Origin of the sequence: sulfur-oxidizing endosymbiont of Gigantopelta aegis (assembly GCF_016097415.1) — a bacterium.
In the GTDB taxonomy this organism is placed as follows: Bacteria; Pseudomonadota; Gammaproteobacteria; order GRL18; family GRL18; genus GRL18.
In genome coordinates, this window is the sequence record NZ_JAEHGE010000001.1 from 583,283 (window position 1) to 608,338 (window position 25,056).

The 25,056-nt window shown below is 40.6% G+C and carries 27 protein-coding genes and 1 pseudogene; 9 read left to right on the forward strand and 19 right to left on the reverse strand.

Annotated elements, in window-relative coordinates:
- Positions 1-33 precede the first annotated feature (33 nt).
- Positions 34-2,244, forward strand: coding sequence for a PAS domain S-box protein (locus JEU79_RS02925; RefSeq protein WP_198262888.1), 2,211 nt, complete (start codon positions 34-36; stop codon positions 2,242-2,244).
- 56 nt (positions 2,245-2,300) lie between these two features.
- Here the strand turns inward: JEU79_RS02925 and JEU79_RS02930 are convergent, their stop codons facing one another.
- The 5 genes from JEU79_RS02930 to JEU79_RS02950 form a co-directional block, all read right to left on the reverse strand.
- Entirely contained in the window at positions 2,301-2,891 is a 591-nt protein-coding gene (locus tag JEU79_RS02930) for a hypothetical protein (RefSeq protein ID WP_198262889.1), read from the reverse strand.
- 190 nt (positions 2,892-3,081) lie between these two features.
- The gene (locus tag JEU79_RS02935; protein WP_198262890.1) at positions 3,082-4,491 is read right to left on the reverse strand and encodes a sensor histidine kinase; all 1,410 of its coding nucleotides are present in this window, start codon (positions 4,489-4,491) and stop codon (positions 3,082-3,084) included.
- Complete coding sequence (locus tag JEU79_RS02940) at positions 4,488-5,153, reverse strand: response regulator transcription factor (RefSeq protein WP_198262891.1); 666 nt, start codon at positions 5,151-5,153, stop codon at positions 4,488-4,490. Before JEU79_RS02940 ends, JEU79_RS02935 begins: the two co-directional genes overlap by 4 nt.
- Before the next feature lie 3 nt (positions 5,154-5,156).
- Positions 5,157-5,510 carry a PepSY domain-containing protein gene (locus JEU79_RS02945; protein WP_198262892.1) on the reverse strand — a complete coding sequence of 118 codons (354 nt, stop codon included), beginning with the start codon at positions 5,508-5,510 and terminating at the stop codon, positions 5,157-5,159.
- A gap of 262 nt (positions 5,511-5,772) precedes the next feature.
- Positions 5,773-6,393, reverse strand: a complete 621-nt coding sequence (locus JEU79_RS02950; protein WP_198262893.1) for a lipid-binding SYLF domain-containing protein — start codon at positions 6,391-6,393, stop codon at positions 5,773-5,775.
- 102 nt (positions 6,394-6,495) lie between these two features.
- On the opposite strand from JEU79_RS02950, the gene JEU79_RS02955 reads away from it, so the two are divergent.
- Positions 6,496-7,494, forward strand: coding sequence for an AraC family transcriptional regulator (locus JEU79_RS02955; protein ID WP_198262894.1), 999 nt, complete (start codon positions 6,496-6,498; stop codon positions 7,492-7,494).
- A 29-nt stretch (positions 7,495-7,523) separates the two neighbouring features.
- Here JEU79_RS02955 and JEU79_RS02960 read toward each other — a convergent pair whose 3' ends face one another.
- From JEU79_RS02960 to JEU79_RS02985, 6 genes are all read right to left on the reverse strand, one after another.
- Positions 7,524-7,967, reverse strand: a complete 444-nt coding sequence (locus JEU79_RS02960) for a hypothetical protein (RefSeq protein ID WP_214660477.1) — start codon at positions 7,965-7,967, stop codon at positions 7,524-7,526.
- Positions 7,968-8,009: 42 nt separating this feature from the next.
- Positions 8,010-8,774 (reverse strand): DUF2092 domain-containing protein, encoded by a 765-nt coding sequence (locus JEU79_RS02965; protein WP_198262896.1) that lies wholly within the window; start codon positions 8,772-8,774, stop codon positions 8,010-8,012.
- Positions 8,775-8,853: 79 nt separating this feature from the next.
- Positions 8,854-9,201, reverse strand: a complete 348-nt coding sequence (locus JEU79_RS02970) for a hypothetical protein (protein ID WP_198262897.1) — start codon at positions 9,199-9,201, stop codon at positions 8,854-8,856.
- 18 nt (positions 9,202-9,219) lie between these two features.
- Entirely contained in the window at positions 9,220-10,431 is a 1,212-nt protein-coding gene (locus JEU79_RS02975; RefSeq protein ID WP_198262898.1) for a patatin-like phospholipase family protein, read from the reverse strand.
- Between the two features lie 175 nt (positions 10,432-10,606).
- On the reverse strand, positions 10,607-11,416 hold the full coding sequence (locus JEU79_RS02980; RefSeq protein WP_198262899.1) for a flagellin N-terminal helical domain-containing protein: 810 nt from the start codon (positions 11,414-11,416) through the stop codon (positions 10,607-10,609).
- Between the two features lie 293 nt (positions 11,417-11,709).
- Complete coding sequence (locus JEU79_RS02985) at positions 11,710-13,083, reverse strand: NAD-dependent succinate-semialdehyde dehydrogenase (protein ID WP_198262900.1); 1,374 nt, start codon at positions 13,081-13,083, stop codon at positions 11,710-11,712.
- Positions 13,084-13,172: 89 nt separating this feature from the next.
- Between JEU79_RS02985 and JEU79_RS02990 the strand changes: the two genes are divergently transcribed.
- Positions 13,173-13,808, forward strand: a complete 636-nt coding sequence (locus JEU79_RS02990) for a DUF4136 domain-containing protein (protein WP_198262901.1) — start codon at positions 13,173-13,175, stop codon at positions 13,806-13,808.
- A gap of 33 nt (positions 13,809-13,841) precedes the next feature.
- On the opposite strand, the gene JEU79_RS02995 is transcribed toward JEU79_RS02990, so the two are convergent.
- Entirely contained in the window at positions 13,842-14,312 is a 471-nt protein-coding gene (locus JEU79_RS02995; RefSeq protein WP_198262902.1) for a hypothetical protein, read from the reverse strand.
- Positions 14,313-14,505: 193 nt separating this feature from the next.
- Between JEU79_RS02995 and JEU79_RS03000 the strand changes: the two genes are divergently transcribed.
- Complete coding sequence (locus JEU79_RS03000; protein ID WP_214660478.1) at positions 14,506-15,504, forward strand: AraC family transcriptional regulator; 999 nt, start codon at positions 14,506-14,508, stop codon at positions 15,502-15,504.
- Positions 15,505-15,541: 37 nt separating this feature from the next.
- Here the strand turns inward: JEU79_RS03000 and JEU79_RS03005 are convergent, their stop codons facing one another.
- From JEU79_RS03005 to JEU79_RS03020, 4 genes and pseudogenes are all read right to left on the reverse strand, one after another.
- Positions 15,542-16,018 carry a hypothetical protein gene (locus JEU79_RS03005; RefSeq protein ID WP_198262904.1) on the reverse strand — a complete coding sequence of 159 codons (477 nt, stop codon included), beginning with the start codon at positions 16,016-16,018 and terminating at the stop codon, positions 15,542-15,544.
- Positions 16,019-16,152: 134 nt separating this feature from the next.
- The gene (locus tag JEU79_RS03010; protein ID WP_198262905.1) at positions 16,153-16,656 is read right to left on the reverse strand and encodes a phospholipase D-like domain-containing protein; all 504 of its coding nucleotides are present in this window, start codon (positions 16,654-16,656) and stop codon (positions 16,153-16,155) included.
- Positions 16,649-17,596, reverse strand: a pseudogene (locus tag JEU79_RS03015) (IS1595 family transposase). Before JEU79_RS03015 ends, JEU79_RS03010 begins: the two are co-directional and overlap by 8 nt.
- Before the next feature lie 64 nt (positions 17,597-17,660).
- A complete protein-coding gene (locus tag JEU79_RS03020) occupies positions 17,661-18,605 on the reverse strand; it encodes a phospholipase D-like domain-containing protein (RefSeq protein WP_198262906.1) in 945 nt (314 codons plus the stop codon).
- Between the two features lie 158 nt (positions 18,606-18,763).
- Here JEU79_RS03020 and mobA point away from each other — a divergent pair, with 158 nt between their 5' ends.
- The gene (mobA, locus tag JEU79_RS03025) at positions 18,764-19,381 is read left to right on the forward strand and encodes a molybdenum cofactor guanylyltransferase MobA (protein ID WP_198262907.1); all 618 of its coding nucleotides are present in this window, start codon (positions 18,764-18,766) and stop codon (positions 19,379-19,381) included.
- A 53-nt stretch (positions 19,382-19,434) separates the two neighbouring features.
- Here the strand turns inward: mobA and JEU79_RS03030 are convergent, their stop codons facing one another.
- Positions 19,435-20,391, reverse strand: a complete 957-nt coding sequence (locus JEU79_RS03030) for a plasmid pRiA4b ORF-3 family protein (RefSeq protein WP_281401034.1) — start codon at positions 20,389-20,391, stop codon at positions 19,435-19,437.
- A 149-nt stretch (positions 20,392-20,540) separates the two neighbouring features.
- Between JEU79_RS03030 and JEU79_RS03035 the strand changes: the two genes are divergently transcribed.
- From JEU79_RS03035 to ppk2, 4 genes are all read left to right on the forward strand, one after another.
- A complete protein-coding gene (locus JEU79_RS03035) occupies positions 20,541-21,197 on the forward strand; it encodes a MotA/TolQ/ExbB proton channel family protein (protein WP_198262909.1) in 657 nt (218 codons plus the stop codon).
- Positions 21,187-21,618: an ExbD/TolR family protein gene (locus JEU79_RS03040; protein WP_198262910.1), complete on the forward strand. Its 432-nt coding sequence runs from the start codon at positions 21,187-21,189 to the stop codon at positions 21,616-21,618. The genes JEU79_RS03035 and JEU79_RS03040 overlap by 11 nt, the downstream gene beginning before the upstream one ends.
- Positions 21,619-22,428, forward strand: a complete 810-nt coding sequence (locus JEU79_RS03045) for an energy transducer TonB (protein ID WP_214660479.1) — start codon at positions 21,619-21,621, stop codon at positions 22,426-22,428.
- Between the two features lie 104 nt (positions 22,429-22,532).
- Positions 22,533-23,351, forward strand: coding sequence for a polyphosphate kinase 2 (gene ppk2 / locus JEU79_RS03050; protein WP_198262912.1), 819 nt, complete (start codon positions 22,533-22,535; stop codon positions 23,349-23,351).
- 89 nt (positions 23,352-23,440) lie between these two features.
- Here the strand turns inward: ppk2 and JEU79_RS03055 are convergent, their stop codons facing one another.
- Positions 23,441-23,956, reverse strand: a complete 516-nt coding sequence (locus JEU79_RS03055; RefSeq protein WP_198262913.1) for an Hcp family type VI secretion system effector — start codon at positions 23,954-23,956, stop codon at positions 23,441-23,443.
- Positions 23,957-24,186: 230 nt separating this feature from the next.
- Positions 24,187-24,945 carry a YdcF family protein gene (locus JEU79_RS03060; protein WP_198262914.1) on the reverse strand — a complete coding sequence of 253 codons (759 nt, stop codon included), beginning with the start codon at positions 24,943-24,945 and terminating at the stop codon, positions 24,187-24,189.
- Between the last annotated feature and the right edge of the window lie 111 nt (positions 24,946-25,056).

A 25,056-nucleotide genomic window follows, 5' to 3' on the forward strand; every position in this document is an offset into this window, starting at 1 on the left:
TTCAACAACCATAAAATGAGCATCACCAGTTAAATGAAAAAAGTTATTCCTGCCCCCCTCACCAAGCGTTCGTCACTGGCGAAGCGACTCATTATTTACATGATATTGTTCAGTGCATCCATTACTTTACTGACCACTGCGGTGCAACTTTATGATGAGTATCAACGTGATATCAGCAGTATTGAAGCGCAATTCGAACAAGTTGAAAAAGTTCATCTGCGTTCTATCACCCAATCACTCTGGGCAACCAATGAACAAGAACTGCGCATTCAAATGGAAGGGCTAGTCAAACGCCCCAACGTGATTTATGCCTCGGTAAAAAACAAAGAACAAGTCATCGCTGAATCCGGCAATATTAATTCAGAAAATATTATCAAACGTCAATTCCCGATGAAACACCTATTTTTAGATGTTCAGCATAACATTGGCACTTTAACCATCGTATCAACCTTAGACAATATCTATGCAGAACTGATCCGAGAAGCCATTACTATTTTCATCAGTAATGCCCTGCGTACTTTATTGGTAGTTATCTTTGTGTATTTTATTTTTCATCATTTAATCAGCCGACATATCAGCCGTATTTCTCAACACTTTCAGCAACTTGCCTTAAATCAAAACTCCTTACTCGCCCTGGATAGAAAGCCACCTCAAAGCCCCGACGAACTTGATTTGCTCGTTGACTCAGTCAATAAAATGCAAGCCAGACTCAATACCACTTTGCAGGCTTTTACTGAAAGCAAAAAGAAATATCGCACCCTAACCACGGTGGCTCCAGTGGGGATTTTTTATACTGACACTCAGGGCAATTGTTTATTTGTTAATAAAAAGTGGTCAGAAATATCAGGTATGTCAGCCAAAGAAGCCAAGGGCCAGGGTTGGATCAAAGGCTTACATCCGGATGATAAGCAACGCATATTTTCCAGTTGGGATGCGTTTTCAAAAAATAATGCCAATTTTAAATTAGAATATCGATTCAAACATGGAGATAGCGTTCGCTGGGTTTTAGGTCAGGCCACTGCAGAAAAATCAAACGATGGAAAAATTTTGGGTTATGTCGGAACGATTACAGACATCACCGAAAAAGTTACTATGGAAGAAAGCCTGAGGCGTAGCCAAAAAATGGATGCCTTAGGCAAACTAACGGGTGGTATTGCACATGATTACAATAATATGCTGGGTGTTGTTTTAGGCTATACCGACCTACTCTATGATTCATTATCAGAGCATCCCAGATTACAAAATTATGTTGAAAAAATTAAACATGCCGGACAGCGCGGTGCTAAACTCACCAAAAAATTATTATTATTTTCCAGAAGACAATCTGCCGATGTTGAAACCATTAACATCAATGACTTGCTTCAGGAAGAAAAGCATATGCTGGAAAAAACCCTGACCTCGCGTATTCAATTACACTTTGAGCTTGAAGAAAATTTGTGGGGAGTACACTTAGATGTCAGCGAGCTAGAAGATGCCATTTTAAACATGTGCATTAATGCCATGCATGCTATCAATAAAAATGGTCAGCTGATCATTCGCACAAAAAATCGACAATTTAACGCTCAGGATGCCATAGAATTTGCTTTGCCCGTCGGAGATTATGTGCAACTCAATATTGAAGATACCGGCTGTGGTATGGATAAGCATTGCATGGAACAAATCTTTGATCCCTTTTATTCCACTAAGGGCGATAAAGGCACTGGCTTGGGCCTCAGCCAGGTTTATGGATTTATGAAACGCTGTAGTGGGGACATTAAAGTAAACTCTCAAATCCATCAGGGGACTCAATTCAGTTTGTTTTTCCCCCGTCATCATGGCCAGGATAATCAACATAAAGATATCACCACACCAGTAGTTGATTGGTCAGGCAATGAAAACATTCTGCTCGTTGATGATGAACCCGCTTTACTTGATTTGAATTGTGAAATTTTAAGCAAACAGGGTTATCATCCTTTTAGTGCGGAGAATGCCAGCCAGGCACTTGAAATTCTTAAAACTGAAGCAATCGTTGTGATGGTTTCAGATGTTGTTATGCCTAAAGTGGATGGCTATGAATTAGCCAATATCGCCCATGAGCATTATCCCGATTTAAAGATACAACTCGTCAGTGGTTACTCCAGTGACAAGTATGCGCTGGAAGGAAACAGTTCAGAGTTTAATAAGCAATTATCGCAGGAATTATTACAGAAACCTTATAGTGCTGATGCATTGTTGGAAAAAATACGCACTTTATTGGATGGCTAAGTTAGTATATTAAGCAAGAGCCATGATGCTTTGAAACATCATGGCCCTATACAAGCTTAGAAGTTATAACCGACTTTAAACGTCGTTAATAAGTTATCTAAATCTTCTTTCTTATCACTGCCCTTATAAAACTTTTCACTTTCTGTCCACTGGTAGCGTGAACCGAAGCTAGCATAGAGTTTTTCTTTTCTATATTCAAAGGCAAAACCAAACTGTCCTGCCAATAAATTAGGATCTCTGCCATTTTTCTTATCGGTCCAGATATAACCCAAGCCTGGTCCCATGCCCACTCTCATTTCATCAGAAAGGCTCCAGAAATAATGCGGATTGATTTCCAAAGTCGTCATTTCCAGACCATTATTGTCATAAAAATTCAAATCAATTTGTTGCAGAATGACATTTTTACCCGGTATGGTGAACACCGGGCAATTGAAGGCCAATTGAAAACCATAGGTTGCGCCACCGCCAGCCACACTGCTGGAAATATCCATATAGCCCGTAGTGACTGCGAAAGCAGCATTAGCTTCCCAAGTGTCATCAAGGAAAGCCGGTAGTAAAACCAGTTCGTCAGTTTCTGCTATAGCAACAGAAGAAAGCATCAATGCGCCCAAGCAGGCACAGAGCTTCTTTTTGTAATTATTTTTCATTAGGGTGATGTTCCTTTAATTAGCAATGTAAACGATCTTGTAACTATTCAGCCCGTAAACAATAAATTTTACACAGGTCTGTAGTGACTTATTTTTATTTAAGCATTATCTAATTTTCCCACACACATAACAACACACCAAAGGTTCAGGAATTTTTAAAAAGTATTAGACTAAAGTCTAATAATACTGCTTAGTGTCCATCAATTTGGATAACAATACGTAGGCCTCCTAATGCTGATGAATGTTCAAGCTTAATCGACCCAGCATAGAGTTTGACAATATCATTGACGATGGATAAGCCTAGGCCATGACCATCTACTGATTCATCAAGACGTGTACCTCGTTGCATTAAAGACGCTAATTGTGAATCATCAATTGGCTTACCATCATCTTCTACAATAATATTGATACTTTCAGCTTCAGTATGTCCATCTGAAGCGAGTTCACTGCTAAGCTGATCATTTTGAATATGACTGAGAATTTTAATATGAATCTCACTCTTGGCCCACTTACCGGCATTATCCAATAAGTTACCCAATAGCTCTAGCATATCTTCCCGGTCGCCAAAGGTCGTTATTTGATCATCAATATGATAATTGATCTTCAGCTCACGATAGGCATAAATTTGTTTGATCACGGCAATCAGTTCGGGAATTTCTGCCTTGGGATTAAAGCGCTGCGTGGAACTGCCCTTGCCCGCCATTCGTGCACGTTTAAGTTCACGATTAATTAATTGATTAATACGTTCTAATTGTTTTTTTGCGGCAGCCTGTTTATCGAGTACTGTTTTATCAAGCTCTGGGTGCTTAGAATCAGTCTCTTCTGATAGACGATCAAAATATTGAATCAATAAATTCAGTGGTGATTTAAGCGCATGAGATAAATTACCTAAGGCATTACGTGAACGTTGCAGGCGCTTTTCTAATAAGTTTAATAAGTGATTCACTTCTTGAACCAAGGGTAATACTTCAGAAGGTACATTGTCTGACAGAGTTAATAATTCGCCTTCTTCAAGACTTTTGATATCCGAACAAACGGATTCCAGACGTTTGAATGAGAGCCGTAAAATAATGCTTTGCAATAAGAGCAATAGCATTAAACCCAATAGCGACAGAATAAAAAAATAGCTTTTAAAACGTGTTTTTTGTTCATTAATAACCGTTAAGTCTTCGGCTAAGGCGATCACCAGATCTTTACCTTTTTTGTTAAAGCCCATATTAATTTGTAATAACTTTTGTTTGTCAGGGCCATCAGTCACTATTAAAATGCGTTCACCCGTGTTAACTTTAGGTATTCTGAGCGTTTGATCCCATAATGAACGAGACAAAATTGAGGGTGTATTTTTCATGCTGATAACAAAATAATGCCCAGAAAATGGTTGTTGATAAACCGGCGGCATTCTATTTTTCTGCAACGTTAAAGCCTCAGGCATAACGTCAATAGCAGCTAACAAGCTTTCAACATCATGTTCTAAACGTGAGCCCACAAACTCATGCACCATGTCATTCATGGATTTTTGACCCAAAAACCATAGTACGCTGAACAAGAGTAATAGACTCAGTGACAAGCCTATATGCAAGCGGTATTCAAGTGACTTCACGATAAGCTATCCATGAAAATATAGCCCTGACCTCTGCGTGTCACTATACGCTCTTTGCCCAGTTTGTCTCTCAGTCGTCTGATATAGACTTCAATGAGATTACTGTCCTTATCAAAGTCCTGTTCATAAACATGTTCAATTAAACGGGTTTTTGATAATACCTTGCCCGCATTAAGCATAAAATAACGCAACAACCTGAATTCAGTACCGGTTAATAACTCAACCTTGCCATCAATAATGAGTTGCTGGGTTTCCTCATCTAATTTCAAGCCCTGACACTCTAAAGCTTGGCCTGCTTTATCATGGGTGCGACGCAATAAGGCCTGAATACGCATCACCAGTTCTTCCACATGAAATGGCTTGCCTAAATAATCATCCGCTCCCGCTTTAAAACCATCAATACGCTCATGCCATGAATCTCGGGCGGTTAGAATAATGACTGGCAGGGTATTACCTTTTGTGCGCCAGTTGGTCAATACTTCCAGTCCTGAACGCTGTGGTAAGCCCAGATCTAAAATGACCAAATCATAGGACTCTTCATCCCCCATAAACTCAGCATCAACACCATTGTGCACCACATCAACAGCAAAGCCTTTGCTTATGAGTGCCTTATGCAATGTGTCGGTTAATTCAATATCATCTTCAACTAATAATAGTCGCATTGTTTAATGTTCTTCATCTGTGTCTATCACTTGTGATGTTAAAGCATCCACTTCAATCTCAACCACAACACCCTTCTCATTGATGTATTCTATTTCATAAATATAGCGATGGATATTATCATCTGAGCTTTTATCGTGAGTTTCACTTTTTAACTCAATTTCTAAAATACGACTAATATCATGACTCGCCAATTCTGCCAGAATTTTTTCCAATGACATTATTTTTCCGGCATCTTTAAGTGCTTTTAGTGTTTCAATTTCCTCATCACCATAGACTTGAGAGTGATCGGCGACACTATTTTGTGCAATAAACAGGCTGAAAATGACCACAATAACATTTAATTTTTTAATAAACATGATAAAAACACTCGAAATAGTCTGAAAATTGAAATAAGACTATCTGACTGAGATGAACTGAAGCTGAACACGGGGAATTAAGTTGAATATCACGGGTATAGCTATTGGGAGCAGAGGCAGGATGGCCTTGTTTCTAGCATGGCTGGTGCTATAGAAAATGATGATAGGTTTTTTATGTTTAACGATGCGACAATTTGTAGGTTGGTGCTAAGCGTAGCACCAACCTACGAAAAAGGCCTAAACAATATTTCTGCGATGAATCTTATTTATTCAATTGGGGATCTTTAAGAAATTCTGTTGCACCCCAATTTGCTTGTAGCACCAGACCGGTATCCACTAATTGATACAATGATACACCCGGCACTAATGAAGCAGACTCACTGGCATTAACACCACGACCCGCTACTTTCACCATCGCATCACCCGAAGCACTCACTTGCAGGCCAATGGTAGTAAATTGATTAAATACTGTTTCATTGTCAAAAATAACCACGCCATGAACAGATTTATAGCCCACACCAGGACCCGTTCCTGCTCTGATCGCATTCATATAAATAGGGGTTTTGGTTTTATTATCAAAAACAACACCCAGTCCTTTACCAGCAACATACATGATTAAATTCACTGACTGACCTTCAAAAACGCCATAACCATAGGCATTCTTAATTTCTTCTTTTGTATCTGGATGTTCCTTATATAAACGCTCTAAGGTTTCATCAGCCATTTTCAACAGCTCTTGACGTGTTTTCTCAAGATCTTCCGATGTCACCGTATCATAGCTATCGCGTTGCTCTGTAAGAAACTCTTCATTGGCAAACACCGTGCCTTGCATTGCGCTCAAAAGAAAAAAACAGCCGATCAGTTTTATCGTCATATTGCTCATGCAAATTCCTTATTCTCATTAAAAAAACAATTGTAGCATGACAAATAGTGAAATAATTGTTATTTTAGCTCAATATTTTAACTATTTGGTCTGAGGATCTAAATGAAGCTAGAACTTTTACCTGGAGCATGGACGCTTGAAGCATTCCGTCGTGGTGGGGTCGATATTGAAGAGCTCACTCGCTTATTACCCGATGATGTCCGGGAAATTCTTTATCATATCAACCGTATTAGCCCTGAACGAGTCGATATTCTACTGACAATGTGTGCCAAACTCAGTGGCAATAAAAATTTTGGCCTCACCATGAATGAGCGGATTGATGTCACTATGTACGGCTTATTTGGTTATTTACTACTCAATAGTAGTACTGTGCAGGATTTGTTTAATACCATTGAACATTATTATCCCATTTTGTATGCCGGTGGTGCCTCATTCAAGATAGTCAATTACAATAAGCAAGTACATATCAGCTTTATCACCAAGACTGATGCACAGGCATCGCATCGACACCTTACCGAATGGAGCCTGGGGTTTATACCATATTATCTACAAATAGCATTAGGTGAAATCGGGATACCACAAAGTGCTCATTTTACCCATAAAGAAGTCGTTGACAAAGAAAAACTCAGCAGTGTTTTTGGGCCAAAAATAAGCTTTGATCAAGACAGCAATCAATTATTTTATCCACGCAGTATACTCAAGCAACATCTGAGCAATGTCGATGCAGGCTTATTAAAAATACTCCGGGTTCAGGCCGACAAAGCCCTGAGAATATATATCAAAGATGATTCTTTGGCCGCTAAAATACGTCTATTATTGCTTGAAAATCTAGGCATTGGTGATGCCACAGCAGCCGGCATAGCCCATGAACTCAACTTAACCCTCAGCACTTTTAAGCGCAAACTTGGACAGGAGAAAATTGATTTTAAACAAATCAAGGCCAGTGTTAGAAATGATCTAGCAATAGAAATGCTCAGCCAAACAAGGGTTAGCATTAATGATATTGCCAGAAAAACAGGTTTTTCAGATCAGAGTTCGTTTACTCGGTTTTTTATCCGCTGCAATCACACCACACCGAAAAAATTCCGTCAGCAACACTAAAACGGCGCCTTTAAAGCGCGCCGTAAGAATCAGGGCTGATCAACCACGATATACACAATCTTATTAGACTGAAATGCAGGCCTATAATAAACCCCGCCACAAGAATGATAAGTAGCGCCAGTCGAGGTCAGCGTTTGACAACCACTAGGTAAAACTGCCACCGTTGTACCTATCGCAACTGCCGCTGCTGCAGGTGCAACAACAACTGGAGCAGGAGCAACGACCACAGGCGCTGCCACTACTGGCGCAGCAACGACCACAGGAGTAGCGACAACCGCTGCCGTTGCTACCGCAGTACGTCGTCGAGTACGACGTCTAACACCTGCAACACTCACTGGTGTCAATGGCCGACCGACAACCGCTTCGGCATCCTGGATGACTTTAAAATTGAACTGTGTTGCTTCATCAAAATCAGCGCTAAAAAATAACACCCCGATTGCCAGAAAGAAAAATGTTCTGGTTATGCTTCTCATAACTTTTTTGCTAGTAATGTTCATTGTTATTTTCCTTGCGCTTTATTGGCCAGTGCCGCGTAATAATAAGTCAATTTTCTCAGCCTTTTCAGGGACAATAAATTGGAATGTTTTGTCCGCTAAATCTGGCTTGGTATTCCAGTTCATGGTCAGAGAAAATTGTGGACTACCGGTTATCCAGCGAGAGCTAACAACATAACGCTTGGGCAAGGGTTTATCGCCCGTTTGAATCCATATCTGCCAATCAACTTCGGCATTGCGAAAAGCCAGATGATGACACTCAACACCATCAATCATACTTTTTCCCACATAAAAACCTGAAATCAGCCCCTTAGAAAGCCTTGTATAACTGTCTTTATAGAGCAAATCAGCACCGGGTGCCGTCAGGTCAAATTGGTTTATCGCCTGATCCAGTGCCGCAGTCAGATTATCAGCTGCTGCAACGCTGGCATAGTAGTTATGCGCCTTGCTATAAAGGGTAAATTGCTTGCCATCATAATAAAATTTTTGTTCTACTGCATCGCCCATACGGGTACTGAATAATTTATTAGGACGACTCACCGAGGTTTCATTATCATGATCCAACATGATTTTTTGACCTGAATCGAGCATGGATTCAATCGTTGAATGACTGCTAACGGTAAATTGCTGTAAACCAGCAATATAAGTACTCATATTTTTTAATAGGCTGTCGGCCTGTGCTTCGACTTCTTCTGCTGATTGCACCACAGAAGTGGTCAATAAACTGGCACAAAAAGATAAACTGACAACACCAGCATAGTGGCTTAGTTTTGTTCGCAGAGACATATAAATTCCTTGTTTATAGGCATTAGCACTAGGCCAATACTTACATCGGTTCAACTTACATTATAATTAACACACTGTTTTAAAAACGACGATCACGTCTGTCATCAACACGTTCTTCAGCACGTTCCATAGTGTCCTGACGCTTGTCCTGTCTATTATCGGAACGACAATCAGCACCATGACCGGTACAATCGCGGCGTTCTTCGCGGAATTCCTGTTTGTCATGTACGCGATCAGAAGTATTATCACGACGATCAACTCTTCTATCAACCCGATCCACGATGCCGACTGCGACTTTTACTTCATTGGCAGCATAATTTGTTTCATCCAGTAAACGATGCATAACTTCATTGTCATAAGCTAAAACGCTTTGACTCAATGTTGTAGCAACGCCGAGTAATAATGCACCGGTTAAAATTTTGTTCATCTGTATTCCTTATTTAGATCATTTTTCGTTAGTAGACAGAGTACTGTCTTTAATAAAGCCCGGAGGACCTTTTTTCCATGTATAGCCTTTTACAGCCATGTTATAACCATGCTGATAAAGCTTTGTCATATAAACCGGGTCAAAACCTTCGGTGGGTTTATCTGTAAAGTCAGAGGGTATATAGGCGAGGTTGAACTCATTGCCATCACGCTCACAGAGAGCATAAATCTGGTACAAATCACCGACACCCTGAGTTCTTATCAATGAGTCGATAGAACGCGAAGCAATAGGCATCAAGCTGGGTATAATGCCATTGTAGTCTGGATCAAGAAATGAATTTCTAATGATATACACCTCTGGCTTACCCTGCACTTTAAGTTTTCGGGTAATTTGCTGCCAATCAACGGCTGCAGGATAAACAAAAACTTGCGAGCCCGTGCCGCCATCGACGTGCATTTCATCATATTGTCTGCCATTCACTTCCACTGGGATCATAACCGGAGGAAAAGCAACCGGGATGGCAGCTGAGGCGCGTAACACTTCATGAATTAAATCAACTTTACCGGGGTAATCACTGCTGGCAATCGCTCCGATATTCCATATCACTGAGCGTGAGGCATCCAGATTAACCGTGCCTACAAATAAGCGTCGCCCGCGTAGATGCTCTTTGGCTATAGCTGCGATAACATCTTCACTGACATAGCGTTGAATGAGTTTTTTCAACGGTGCTGTATCAGCCAGGGAATCACTGAGCATGCCTGAAATTAAATTTCGATCAATCGCAATATCACTGGTTTTTGTTGTTGTATAGACTTTTTTTAGTTCATCATCGTAATCAGCCCCCAAGAATGCAAAAGGTGCTGTTAAAGCACCCGTACTCACTCCCGTCACCATGGTAAATTCAGGTCGTGTGCCTGTTGCCGCCCACCCTGCCAGTAATCCAGCACCAAAAGCGCCATTAGAACCACCACCAGAAATTGCCAGATAATTATGCGGCCTATTATAGACACCTGAAAAGAGCTTGTTCATATCCTCTTCAGTCATGGTATCAAATCGTTTTATAGAAAATTTAGGCCATTCATCTGCCCAGAAACGAGCATTGGGGATACCGGGAATGCTGGCCTTTGACATCAATTCAACTGGCAAAGGATTGCGCTGTGCGGTCGTCGAACATCCTGCGACAATGAGCAAAATAAGGCTCATAAAAAGTAATTGGAGTTTTTTATTCATTTGCTTCTCTAGGTGCGTCTCTGATGAGCTTCTATTTATTATGAAATGAGCGTGGATAGAAATATAGCATGAAAGGTTTAGGAAATATTGTTATTTTAGTTCATCCATTTATCTTTTTAATCCAAAATGAACGTTGCTTTGTTAATTTTGCCCGCTGAAGCATTAAATTCAGCTATTACAATAAGCCCAATATCTGTTGTTGAGAAAAATTCGCCTGACTTTGTAAGGCCGTTGCGGCATCACGCAATAACAAATCTCGATTGCGCTCACTGACTGTGCGAGCATAATCCGTATCAAGAATACGACTTTTTGCTGCTGACAGATTCTCATCCTTGTTCAATAAGTTACGGCCTATACTTTCAAAACGATTGATTGTTGCACCAAACTCGGCCCGTGACGTGTTGACATCGGTCAAAGATGAATCGAGTGAGGCCAGGGCATTTGCAGCCCCATTTTGAGTTGATAAATCCGCAGTAAAAAAGCCATTATCGGTAAAGCTGCTGTCTAAATTAACGGTACTGATGGTCACCTGATCGCCGGCATTGGCATCAACCTGAAAGCTCAGGTCAGCATTGGTATTGAGTAATTTCTGGCCATTAAATTCTGCCGAATTTGTAAGCCGTTTTACCTCATCCTGTACCATGGAAAATTCTGCTTGAAGCGCCGCTCGATCGGAATCATTGAGTATGCCATTACCACTTTGCACCGCGAGTTCTCGACCACGTTGTATTAAATCGCTGATTTGTGAGCTGGCACCATCGGCTGTTTGCGCCAAAGAAATGCCATCATTGACGTTGCGAAAGCCCTGATTAGTGCCTAAAATTTGTGCTGCAAAACGCTCAACAATCGCGAGGCCAGCGGCATTGTCCTTGGCACTATTAATTTGTTTACCGGAAGCGAGTCGAGCAAAAGAAGTGGCCAAATTATTATCATGCTTGCCAATCTGATTGCCAATAAATTTTGAATTGTTGATGCCAATAGCCATGCTAACCTCCACAAAAAATAGAATCCATACGTTATTATCGGCCATAAAAAGCAAAAAAACACTATTTTTGCCTATTTTTTAAGCAAACTTTGATGAAATAGGCATTTTTTATCACAAAAGCCCTGCTGTTTCCCGCGATTCAACTAACTGGTGTCCATCCATTTATTCTAAAATTATTTGTTAATTTTGACCGTAGGGTGGGCACGCTTTTTATGCCCACCCTACGGTTCTTTATATAAAAAAACCTATTTACGGATGGGCACTAACTACCTCATTCAACTAACAAGCTATGTTCAACTTACAACAATGGTTTTAATATTAACAAATTCATGAATACCGAACTCACCAATTTCACGACCATAGCCAGATTTTTTAATGCCGCCAAAGGGTAGGCGGGGATCACTTTTGACAAAACCATTCACCACACAGGTTCCGGTATCAATAACATCTCGGGCTAAACGACGGCCTTTTTCTACATCACGGGTAAAGATAGCACCACCTAAACCAAATTCTGTGTCATTGGCAATGGCAATGGCATCGGCTTCATCTTTGGCGCTGATAATCGTTGAGACGGGGCCAAACAGCTCTTCGCTATAAGCTAACATGCCTTTTTTGACCCCGGTTAATACTGTAGCGGGATACCAGGCACCGGGTTTATCGGGAATTTCACCGCCCAATTTCAATTGCGCACCCTGCTCCACACTGCGCATCACTTGTTGGTGTAATTCATCACGCAATTTAGGTTTGGCCATAGGGCCGAAATTAGTGCTGACATCCAAGGGATCGCCCAATTGATACGTTTGCATCAATTGAATCACCTTAGCTTCAAATTCTTCACGTATCGACTCAACCACAATAAAACGCTTTGCCGCCACACAAACCTGACCACCATTAAGCATTCTGGATGCAGCACAACTGGCAACCGCCAAATCAATGTCGGCATCTTCTAAAATAATATAGGGATCACTACCGCCCAATTCTAAAACGCTTTTTTTCAGATTGCGCCCCGCTTCAGATGCCACTTGCACTCCAGCACGTTCACTGCCCGTTAAAGTGACAGCACGTATTTTAGGATGGGCAATAATATCGGCTGAAGTGCGCGAACCCGTCAATAAGCTGCTAAAAACATTGTCCGGAAAACCGGCTTCTTTAAATACATCTTCAATTGCCACCGCACAGCCAAACACGTTGGAGGCGTGTTTGAGCACAATAGTATTACCCGCCATGATCGTTGGCGCAGCACCACGAATCACTTGCCAGAAGGGAAAATTCCACGGCATGATCATATAAATCACCCCCAGGGGCTTAAACGTCACAAAGCTTTCTGTGTTTTCTGTTTCAATCACCCGATCAGCCAGATATTCAGCACTATGTTGTGCATAATGCTCACATACCCAGGCACATTTTTCGATTTCAGCCTCACCCTGACTGACCGGCTTGCCCATTTCATTGGCCATAATGCGCGCATATTCACTTTTTCGCTCGCGGAGTATCGTGGCCATATTGGTAAAATAAACAGCCCGGGAAGCATAATCTTGGCTTTGCCATTGTACAAAAGCCTCATGATTGGCATCAATCACCGGATTTATTTTGTCCATGTCCCAGTCGGGAAATTCTTCAACGATGCTTTCATTGGCGGGATTAATTGATTTTATGGTGCGATTCATTGTCTTTCCATGCTCAGTTTTAGTGACTATTTTTTTAAAACCCTATACTATTTATAGCAACCTATAGTTTATTTATCCAGGATTACTTTATGTCCCTTACTCGTACCCAGCAACAATTTACCTTTTATGTTTTTTTTAGTCTGTTTCTCGGCATTTTTATCAGTGGTTGTTCGTCTGTGAGTTCTTTGGTCGGTGGCCGCCATAAACATGATTATGCACAGAATTTTGAAGCCATGCAGCGCTATAATTTTAAACCGCAAGTGGAGGCACTTAAAACAGATAATAAGTTTCTTTTTATTCAAGCATCCGGGGCGACACTGGCCATTGAAAATCGCATGGCAACTAAAAAGCTACGCAAAGAACGTAATATGGCTCCTGATTTTTGGGTGAATTATTATTTTACCGGTGAGCAGGGAATGAATGTCGGTGAGCTCAATCGTTTATTTAACTATAACCTTGGACTGGCCTGGGATGATAAGTATGGTACCGGCAAGGGCATTGCTAATAGCAACTATAGTTTTTCTAAGCGTACCTTGATTGTGGATATTGTTTCCAAAGACAATAACCGTTTAATTTGGCGCGGCTCAGCACCCACAGGCATTACCCCTGAGGATAGCGAAAGAAGTAGACGTAGGGCCTTAGAAAAAGCGGTCAAAGTCATTCTTTCTCCCTTTCCACCCAAAAATAACTTTGAATCTTTGAAGACCCCGGTTTTTGATGAGTAGAGGTACTTGCAAAAGAACTCCATCGCTCATGCATTAATGCTTAAGCGGTGAAGTACCTTCGATTCTGTTCACCCATTCATTGCTTGACATCTTTTTTGACATCAGAGTGCTTTGATTCAAATCTTGCAGCACGCATTTAAGCCAGTCCAAGGCATCAGGCTGGTTTTTAAATGATTGACTGTATTTAATACAATCTTCAATATAAGCCTGCCAAACATCGGTTAAATTAAACTGTAAGTAGTTTGATTCAATCACCGCAATTGCTATATCAGCATTTAATTGCGTCAATTTACAGTCCAATTCAGCCAGCTTTCGCACTTCAGTGGCCGTCACATCATATTCAAGACACCATGATTTATCAATAATATGATACTGTTGCGTGACCGACTGATGAGAACGATAAATTTCATCATGAATATTAATCATCTCCTGCCCCGTCACCCGATTTGATAAGCGTATTAATACCCCTCTTTTGCCATCAATATAATCCACTTCTATTGTCATTTGATTTGTCCCTAGCTAAACCTAAAGAAATGTTCGTTTACATCACTAGGAACTATTATCCCGATACGAGTAATTATTGCTTGTCATTTCTCGCCAATCGTTTGACATTTGGTGCCAAAATAACATAAATTTAGACTTCATTCATTAAACGAGTTTTGCTATGCACCTATCTTACTTTGCCCCGGCTCTTGAAGTGTTGTGGAAGCTTTTAAAAGCAAACCATGTTGATCCAGCTAAATTGTTCTCTCAATATGGCTTAAAATACCGGGATCTGCTTGATCCAGAAATCAGAGTATCATTAAAGCTTATTCCTCAGCTTTGGGATGATGCCTATGAACTCATCGACTCTCACAGCTTTGGGCTAGACGCGTATAAATACTGGCATCCCAGTTATATGGGGGCTTTGGGCTATGCCTGGTTGAGCAGTGAAACATTAAGAGAAGCTTTTAAGCGGATGCAACGCTTTATCAGCATCATCAGCGATAGCGGTGAAATTATAATTGAAGAAAATGCATCACATTTCAAAGTCAGCTTTAATTATCAACAACTGGGTTATAATCCCGCTCGCTCAGATAATGCAATGTCGATAGTCTTGCACATGTGCAGAATAAATTATCAGGACAGCTTGCACCCGAGCCTCGTCACTTTTAGCCACCCTGAGCCGGATGATATCGGTGACTATTATGCTTATTTTCAATCTAAACTTAGCTTTTCAGAAGTTTATGACAGTCTAACTTTTCCGCTTGAAGTCATTGATAGCCGACTGCCTGGGGCAAATAAACAACTCGCCCAATTGAATGATCAGGTCATGCGCCAATACCTTAAATCACTTGAAAGCAAAGTAAAAAAATCTCCTGCCAATAAGAAATTATTGAATGATGCCCTCATTGATAAAATCAACACCATTATTGTAAAAAAAATGCCCTCGGGTTTGGTAACAGGGCAGATTGTGGCCAAGGATATAGGCATGAGCTATCGCAGTTTACAAAGAAAGCTTGCCGAGTCGAATACAACATTTAAGGATCTATTTGAGCAAAGTCGCCATGAGTTGGCAGAAGAATACATATTGGATGATCATTTAAGTATGACTGAAATTACTTTTATGCTGGGCTTTTCTGAATTAAGTTCGTTTTCCCGCGCTTATAGACGCTGGACGGGCGTTAGTCCGCGCAGCGCTGAAATACACTATTAAAGCAATAAGAGAAAAGCTCAGGGTGAAAATTTAGCGTTTAAACGTAAACATTGACAGGTAATGTTGTAGGTCTGTCATTAGTAGGCGCATTTCCAGAACCTGCGCTTAGATTTTCATATAAGGCAACACCCAAGGCTCTTTTTTGCACTGTTTGTAAGCCATTATTCACTGCTGCTGCATCAAAGGTATAAACATTACTATTATCACTACTATAAGTATCGCTGTATATACTACTGGAGTCACTACTGGAATCACTGCCCGTTGTATAAGAAGGCGCATTTTCTGATGCTTTCGTATAAGTCTCAACGGCTTGCTTTTGTAGGCTTTGTGAATAGAGTGCCACGCCGGTTTCCCGGGCTGAATCTCTTATCTGTTGGTTAGAGGCTTGCAATTGCTCAACATCAACAGGCTTTCCTGTCTGTTTAGCATCTACCACCTGAGTCACGGTATTACGACGGGTAGCACCTTGTACTAGATTAAGGTAATCAGAACTTGTTCCGCTTATAGCATTCATTTCTTAGCACTCCCGTTTCTTGATAGCGTTTTAACTTAACCACTTGTATGCCTTGTACTATATCGTAAACAACAATTAATTACTTGTCTTTATGTGCCAAAATATTGACTGAACGCGCCATTTTATCAATAACACTACAAAACCGGTGACATTAAATAAAATAATCGGCTCACCAGTTTAAACCAAAGCGGGCGTTGTGAAAAATTCTCTATACTATCAAGATAGCAGTGTTTGAAGTCATATTCCAACATTTCAGCCACTTGTTGCGCAAATTTTCTATCTGCAATATAGGCTACTATTTCAAAATTCAAATGGATCGAGCGATTATCCAAATTAACTGTGCCCACTCCGGCCAATTCATTGTCCACTAAGATCACTTTTTGGTGGGTAAAGCCCTTGGTATAACGGAATATTTTAATGTCATAGCCCTGTAACTCACGATAATAGGCAAAGGAAGTGAGATAGATAAAATAATGATCGTATTTTTCCGGCAATATGATGCGCACATCGACGCCCCTCAGTGCAGCATTTTTTAGGGCATTAATTACCTCGGGATCGGGTACAAAATAAGGGGTTGTCAACCATAATCGTTCATTGGCCTGATTGATCAAAGCACATAAAAACACTTGATTACCCATAAAGCTCCGCCATTTTTAGGAGCTTTCCATTCATAGGTGGCGTTTTCATCGCCACGCATAAAAACCTTGGCATCATGTCTTTTTAAGTTAAAGCGTCTATTAAACCGATAACAAAATTCAGCAAGATACCGAGGTAAATGTTTTGAGTTAATGGAATGATAGCTTCCCTTCATAGAGTTTTTAATATTACCTATCATAGTGTTAACCCAGATAAACTCAATTTTATCAACACTTGCCGCACCACCACCCGTGACGATTGGAACATGCTTACAGTCAGCTTCTTTAACCGCAGGAAAACAATTTAACCCATCTGAGTAAACAGTACTTCCAGGTGTTAAATGAGTTTGTGCCCATCGTTTTATTTCACTGGATTTAAACCCTTTAAGCACATTTAAATTCATTGCAATCGGGTGTCCATCTTCATTAGTAGAAACGGCTGCAACGAACGGTGTTTTATTTTCTGAACCACGACCTCTGGAGCCGCCTCTGTGCTCACCACCCCAGTAGGCATCATCAATTTGAATGATGCCTGATAAAGGTTTACTGTCATCACGTTCTTTCATAACCTGCATGATCTTTTGTTTCATACTCCAGGCTGTATTGTAGCTTACCTTAAGCTGTCTCTTTAATTCTAATGCTGAAACCGCTGTCTTCAATTGAGTCATAAGATGAATCGCTAAAACCACTTAGATAAAGGCAGTTTGGTACTATCAAATATTGTCCCACAGGTTGCTGATGTCTGATGATGACAATGGTGGCACTGATAAAGATGGCGATGTTCTAGAGTGCAATAAGTCTTATTGCCACACTCTGGGCAAACAAATCCATCAGGAAATTTCCATTTAAATAAGGCTTGTCGGCACTGTTTGTCAGTGCCATAATCATTAAAAAGCTCAAATAAACTATAACCTTCTTGAAACTGAATTTTATTTTTTGACATCATTCTACTCCACACATAATCTATACTTTAATTATAGTATAATTATAGTATAATTATAGTATAATTATCGAAATATGGCGGAGCTTTGTGGGTAATCAAGTAAAAACAAGGAACACACGGGCAGACTATCCGCGGGACCAGTGTCAAGTACCATAATATTTTGTTCGCCGGGACACTTATCGGGAGCTTCTATTGTCCAATTTAATTCTGGCACAGTGCCTACGCTCCAGTACCAGTCTTTTACAAACACCCCTTGTGTTGCCTGAACTGAAGGCCCTTCAAGCATGACATGGGTGTCTCGCCAATAGCCCATCGCTAGATCTTCACCCAAGTATTCCAGCCCCAGATTCAAGCCCCCAACAAAGGCTTTTAGACCATCGACGATAAGAATTTTACGGTGATTTCGAAAATTAATATGTAAGTACTTACCAACCCCTTCACGTTGATTAAATGAGGAAACATGTGCCCCTGCGTCTCGCAATTCTTGTAGATATCGCCTCGAAAGGCTATACGAGCCTAGGTTGTCATATAAAAAATAAACCCGCACTCCCTGCTGCATTTTTTCGGTCAATAAGCGGCGAAAAGCTTCCCCGACATGATCATTTTTAATGATATAAAATTGTAATAAAACATAGTCCTGAGCCTCTGTAATGGACTTGAACATCGCTTTGTAGGTACTTTCACCATTGATCAGCAATTGTGCTCTATTATGCGATGTAAATGGTAGATGGTGTAAATTAGCCACTGTTCGCGTCACACTTTGCAAGTTTTCAATATCATGAGCATGATATTGCTCAAAGGCGATTCTAGCCGTTTCAATATCGTCTAAACTTGCCTGTCGAAAGCTATCCTTATAACCATGAAAGCGTTTATTGCCAAACACCCAATACAAGGGCAATATCAATATAGGGATTATAATTAAACTAATCGCCCAAGCGATGGCTGCCTGTGATGTACGGGTATTCAGTACTGCATGAAAAGCATAGTAAATAGCCACTATTTCTAGCAAAAAGTACAATATGCCAAATAAATAAAGCGATTCTGTTAGTAAACCTATGTCTGGCATTATCAACTTGTTCCTTTTGTTTCGTTGCTATTTCAATGTTCTTCAGGGCTTGCTTTCTTGCTATAATTGCTACGGTTCAACATAAGAAAGGGGTTTTTTCATTGACTGCCAAGCAAAATTCTCAGCAAATAACCGGTCTCATTTTAGCCGGTGGCCGTTCCAGCCGAATGGATGGCAATGATAAGGGGCTACTCAAGCTTGGCAATAGCACCATGATTGAGCATGTTCTTAAACGTCTTGAAACACAAGTATCAACGCTTTTAATCAGTGCCAATCGCCACCTTGAACGCTATCAGCAATTTAATTATCCGGTGCTGGTAGACGATTATGATGATTATCGTGGTCCTTTGGCTGGCATGGCAAGAGGCCTGGCTCATAGCAAGAGTGATTACTTACTTACTGTACCCTGCGATGGCCCCTTATTACCCTTGGATTTAGCACAAAGAATGTCGCAGTTTGCCTATCAACAACAAGCACCGGCGGTATTGGCCTTTGATGGTCAATACCGCCAGCCCACTTATAATCTGATCCATAAGGACTTACTAGCCGCACTGAGTCTATCACTGGAAAACAATGAACATAAATTGGGTAAATGGTTAATGGACAATGGCGCTATTACTGTGGATTTTTCCGATCAAGCGGCTGCCTTCCTCAACGTCAATACACCGGATGATTTAGAGTTGCTCAGTCAACAACTCCTTTTAGACTCGATAAGTTAATTGACTGCGATGTCGGAGTAAAATGTCATTTGACTCCCCCCTTATCCAAACAATTAATCCTCATCCAATACTTTCAACGCATTGCTGGCAATCATGTTAACTTTCTTATCCTTGCTGATAGCCAGAATTTGCTCAAAGGCTTCAATTGACTGCCCAATCAAGTCATCCATATAGGCCACCACAGCTACTGCTTCCTGCATTCCTTCTACCAATTGTTTAATTTCAACCGGCAAGCTCGGATCATTGAGTAATTCATCCGTGGCTTTTTCAAGATCAGTGTCACCCAGGCTGAGGCCATCTTCAGCCATTGCCTCTAATGCCATGCCTTCAGAAGATAAATCATAGCTAGCATCATAAAGCGGACTAGTGCTTTGTATCCGTTGCAATTCTTTATCTAAACCACCTTTGGCATTAAACACTTCATTCTCAAAAAAATCCTCAAGTATTTCATTGATGTCATCAATATCAAAATACTCTGGAGAAATTTCACCACCCAACCATTCCAATAAATCTTCCCGGTCTTCACTATTCTCAGTGTCAGCCAATTGTTCGAGAAGGTTTTGATAACCCCAGGGACCACCGCAATTTTCGGGTGGGCAGGCACGTTTACCCTTGATACAAACCACTGGCAATTGATTTTTTTGGTGCGGTAGAATTTTTTCTAAAATAATTTTGTGTTCCCAGCCATCACCAAAATCATATTCATAACGCATCCAGTCTTTTTCATTTTTCAGCACTTCATTGAGCAAGACCAAGGATTCGTCCATATTGTGATCATCACTCAGCCCCGATAACTCTATCTCTCCATAAATACCGTCATCTCTATCAATAAATTGATGCATGTGCTCATCATCCCAGCCCATACTAATTTGAATCGAATCGTGCAAAGCCGCCAGTGAAATGCGACTATCAACAATCAAACGTCGCCAAATAGGGGGTTTAATATGAGTCATCATCACTTTAATCTGATAATTTTGACGCAGATGTACTATATTGTTCTCTGATCCCATTCCATTTGTTCTCAATCATTAAAAACACCATTTTAACACTGAATAAGCCTCATCAAAAAGTCTATTCTATATCAAGACAATTATTTTACATTTCGGGTAGAATAATGGCTTCTTTTTACTCAATTGGCATTTAAGAACTCATTATGATTGTGACCGATATTTTTGACAAAGGCGGCATTATTGTCTGGATTTTAGCTGGCTATTCCTTCATTGCTCTCACTATCTTGTTTGAACGCAGCCTGCGTTTTTTATTAATGGGACGACCGGGGAACAATACCGAAGCCAATTTATTAACAGCCCTGCGAAACAAGCAACCTGAAACCATAATTAATGCTTTGAGCGGTCCAGAAGGACGCTTATTGCAAGGTATTTTACAGGCATCCAAGGAAGGTATTGAAGATTTAAACCGGGTCGCTACACGACTGGGCAGCCTGGAGCTCAATCAAATGGAAAAAGGCTTCCGTACCCTGTCTTTTCTAGGCAATACTGCACCATTATTAGGTCTCTTAGGCACCATCATCGGTATGATAAAGGCCTTTATGGTGATCGAACAAGCCGGTGGACAGGTCGATGCTCAAGCGCTTGCCGGTGGTATCTGGGAAGCCATGCTAACCACGGGCGTTGGGCTGGCAGTTGCCATTCCGGTATTACTGCTATTGCACGTTCTGGAATCAATGGCCGATAAGCGCGCCCATAGTATGCGTTATTATGCATCACTCGTATTGGAATATTTACCCCATTGCTCGGGCAACGAGGATACAGCGACTGCAACACATCACCGTCAGGGCGTAACTCATGCAGTTTGAAGGACGGCGACGTACCAGCCATATTCCTAATCTGACCCCTTTAATTGATATTGTGTTTCTGTTATTAGTATTTTTTATGCTGACCTCACACTTCGTGCGTGATGAAGTGCTTAATATTGACCTGCCCGAAGCAGAAAGTGGTGATGCACTGGATAAGCCACAGCAAATTGAGGTACTTATTACTGAAGCCGGTGAATACTCTATCAATAGTCAAATTGTCAGTCTGGAAGCTTTAGAAGCCATATTAATTGATGAAATTAAAGCTCAAAAAGAAAAAGTGGTACGTATCAGAGGTGATAAGCATGTAGATCTCGGTATTGCCATTGGTGCCTTTGATGCCGCCCGCCAGGCCGGTGCATCGGGTATTGACATTGTCACCGTTGAACAGTCGATTAGTCCCCCTGCCAGTATTAAGCCCTAAATGATGCACGCTGATTCATCCAATAGCCATTGGCTATCTTCCAATCATACTATTTGGTTTTTTGCCATTGCACTTTCCCTCAGCGCTCATGCGCTATTATTACTGCAAAGTAAGACGCTTTATCAGGCTGCCCCTGCGATGGTTATTCAAGAAACAATCACTCAGGTACGCTTTGCCAATAGTTCACCACCACCTGTAACCGTTATTGAAACTAAGCCCAAAGAAGTCCCTGTGGAAGCAGTCATTATTCCCCCCAAAACACCTGAACCTGAAGTAAAAATTAGCAAACCTGAACCGAAAATAGTTAAAAAAACACCACGGGTAAAAAAGAAAGCTAAAACCAAGAAAGTGAGTCCAAAGAAGCGCGTTGTAAAGCAGCCTAAAGTAAAAGTAACGCCGCAGAAAAAATCTACAACTAAAAAAACATCCAACAAGCCACCGGCTTCAACCTTAAATAATAAGCCTAAGATCAATCAGGCAGTGAAGGCTTCACCACTGGTATCACAATCCGATCAACGCTTGCTGGAACAAACACGAAAAAACTACCATGCATTACTCATGCGTCATATTGAAGTGCAAAAACATTATCCTCGTATTGCTCGAAAGCGTAAAATTGAAGGTAAAATAATTGTCAGCTTTACTTTATTGGCCAATGGCAAGATTAAAAATTTACTTATCAATGGTCAGCGCAGCATTCTTAATAAGGCCTCTAAAAACGCCGTCATGAGCGCCCTGCCTATGCCTAAACCACCCCATGATTTAACGATGCCCATGGAAATTAAGTTTGCTATGAATTATTTTTTGAAATAGTCAACTTAAGCTGTCATTTATCAATAACTGAGCTTTCTTTTCTAGCAACTTTTGACTAAAGTTAATGGATATGAACTTTTTTCATGACTTAATGAGAGGTACACATGGCTAAGCAAGACAAAAAGAGTAAGAGTACTAAAAAAATAGCAAACTCACTATATGAAAAAGAACTGCTCAAATTGCAAAACGAATTAGTTAAGTTACAAGCTTGGGTAATTAAGGAAGGGCTTAAAGTGGTCGTTGTTTTTGAAGGCCGGGATGCTGCCGGAAAGGGTGGTGTCATCAAGCGTATGACCCAGCATTTAAGTCCTCGCATCTGCCGTGTGGCAGCCCTGCCCTCACCCACAGAAAGAGAAAAAAGCCAGTGGTATTTTCAACGCTATGTTTCACACTTACCAGCGAAAGGTGAAATAGTGCTCTTTGATCGCAGTTGGTACAATCGTGCCGGGGTTGAAAAGGTCATGGGCTTTTGTACCGATGATGAGTATCGTGAATTTCTCCGTTCCTGTCCGGAATTTGAACGTATGTTAGTACGCTCAGGTATTATTTTGATCAAATACTGGTTTTCAGTCTCTGATGATGAACAGGACAAACGTTTTCACAGCCGTTTGGTCGAACCCTTAAAGCGCTGGAAACTCAGCCCGATGGATCTGGAGTCACGCTCTCGCTGGGCAGAATATTCACGCGCCAAGGATGATATGTTTGCCCATACCGATATCAAGCAAGCGCCTTGGTACGTAGTCAACTCTGACATAAAAAAACATGCGCGCTTAAACTGTATCGCGCATTTTCTCAGCCTGATCCCCTATGAGGATATCACCCCTGAACGCATTAAACTGCCCAAACTTGAGCGTTCGATAGGTTATATCAGACCACCGATCACCGATCAAACATTTGTGCCTGAGCTTTACCCGAAACTTTAGCTCTATCCAAAAATTAATTTTTCCAAAAAAAAGCACCGAACAGTTACCTGTTCAGTGCTTTTTTTAGGTAAAAACTTTAATTCAAAGAATTAAGCTTTTAGCACTCTCCAGTCATCATGGCCAGAAGTACCTGATACTTCATGAGTCCAGGTGATTTTACGATAAGTAAAAGCCACTGTTTCTAAGTGAGTGAAATGTGCTTGACCAGGATCCTGACAATTAGGCATAGTGGCCTGAATGTCTACGATAATGGCATCTTCAAGTTCAATTGAAAAATAATGCTCTTGAGTACCGGTAGCAGATGTTCTGTACCAGTCAATTTTACACTTGCTCATACGCTCACCACTTGTCAGTGCTGCATATAATAAAGGTGAAGACTTATCAAAAACTTTAGTAATTTCTACTGGACCATGAACACGTTGACCTGAAGGCTGACCGCTTTGTGGGTCACGTGGTAGTGTCACGTTGTGATCAAATGCTTCAACCAGAATTTGATCTTCATGACCTTCCTGATAAACATTACCGACAGACTCTTCAGTGAAAGTACCTGCAGTGATTAAACCTTGAAGTTCACCTTCGATTGTCATATACGCGGGAGTTGGCATAGTTTATATCCTTATAATAATATTGGTGCCTATAATAGGCTCTTAAAAATAACTCTCCTTAGTTAAAGCAAGCATGATGCCAACTTTTTTATTACCTTTATTATCAATCGTTTAACATTTTTAACCTGTCTCATCTTTTTTAATATTGTTTTTTTAAGCTTGTTTTGAGCAAGAACTTGCTCAATAAAAAAGAGGCTTTGGTAAATTATTGCTCTATGGCTGATTGTTTTTTAATCATAATAAAAACGATACCAATAGCGTCCCACAATTTCATGCATGGCCAGAAAATTTTTCCACAGGGAGTAACTATGGGGGAAAAAAGTACCAAATTCATAGTCACTTGTTTGCGAATAAAAACTCATGGGGGCGGGAATAACACGATTATTTTGCTTGCTAAACACTTCTAGCGCACGCTTCATGTGAAAGGCATTGGTCACTAGATAATAACGCTGATAATGTTGTTGCTGCATAATCGCATTGCTGTATTGGGCATTCTCAAAGGTATTTTGACTGCGATTTTCTACCCAGATTGTGACTGTAATTTCATATTCATTGCGCAAAACTTTTTTCATCAATTCGGCTTCAGTCACCCCCTCTTCATCAATACCCCCTGTGACAATCATGGGCAGGCCGGTCTTTTTTTGTAACCAAGCGGCATAGCGTAAGCGCCCATTAGTAAAGTAAGCGATATCCGGCCCATGATATTCATTAGCATGAGCAGTGATACCACCGGCTAATAATATAATCACATCAGCCTGTGAATTTTTTATTTGTGTTTCGCTCAGAGCAGGACTATTTTCTAATTGTGCAAATAAGATATCAGTGGTAAAAGGGATACTTAATAAATAAATGACCACTATTTGTAACATTAAGACCCACTTCATTACTCTAAGACTTTTAACTAAGAAAATACTCAGCAGTAAAAAAGTAATAAATAATCCCGGTGGCACTAAAAATATTGAAAAAATTTGCCTTAGAATTTCACTCACTCCATTTTCCTTTTATCTTTTTAGCTGTTCAATGTATTGTAGCGTAGCGATAGAGTATCCTGTATGATTATCGAATCTAAATTCATAGCCTACATTGCATTTTAAACAGGA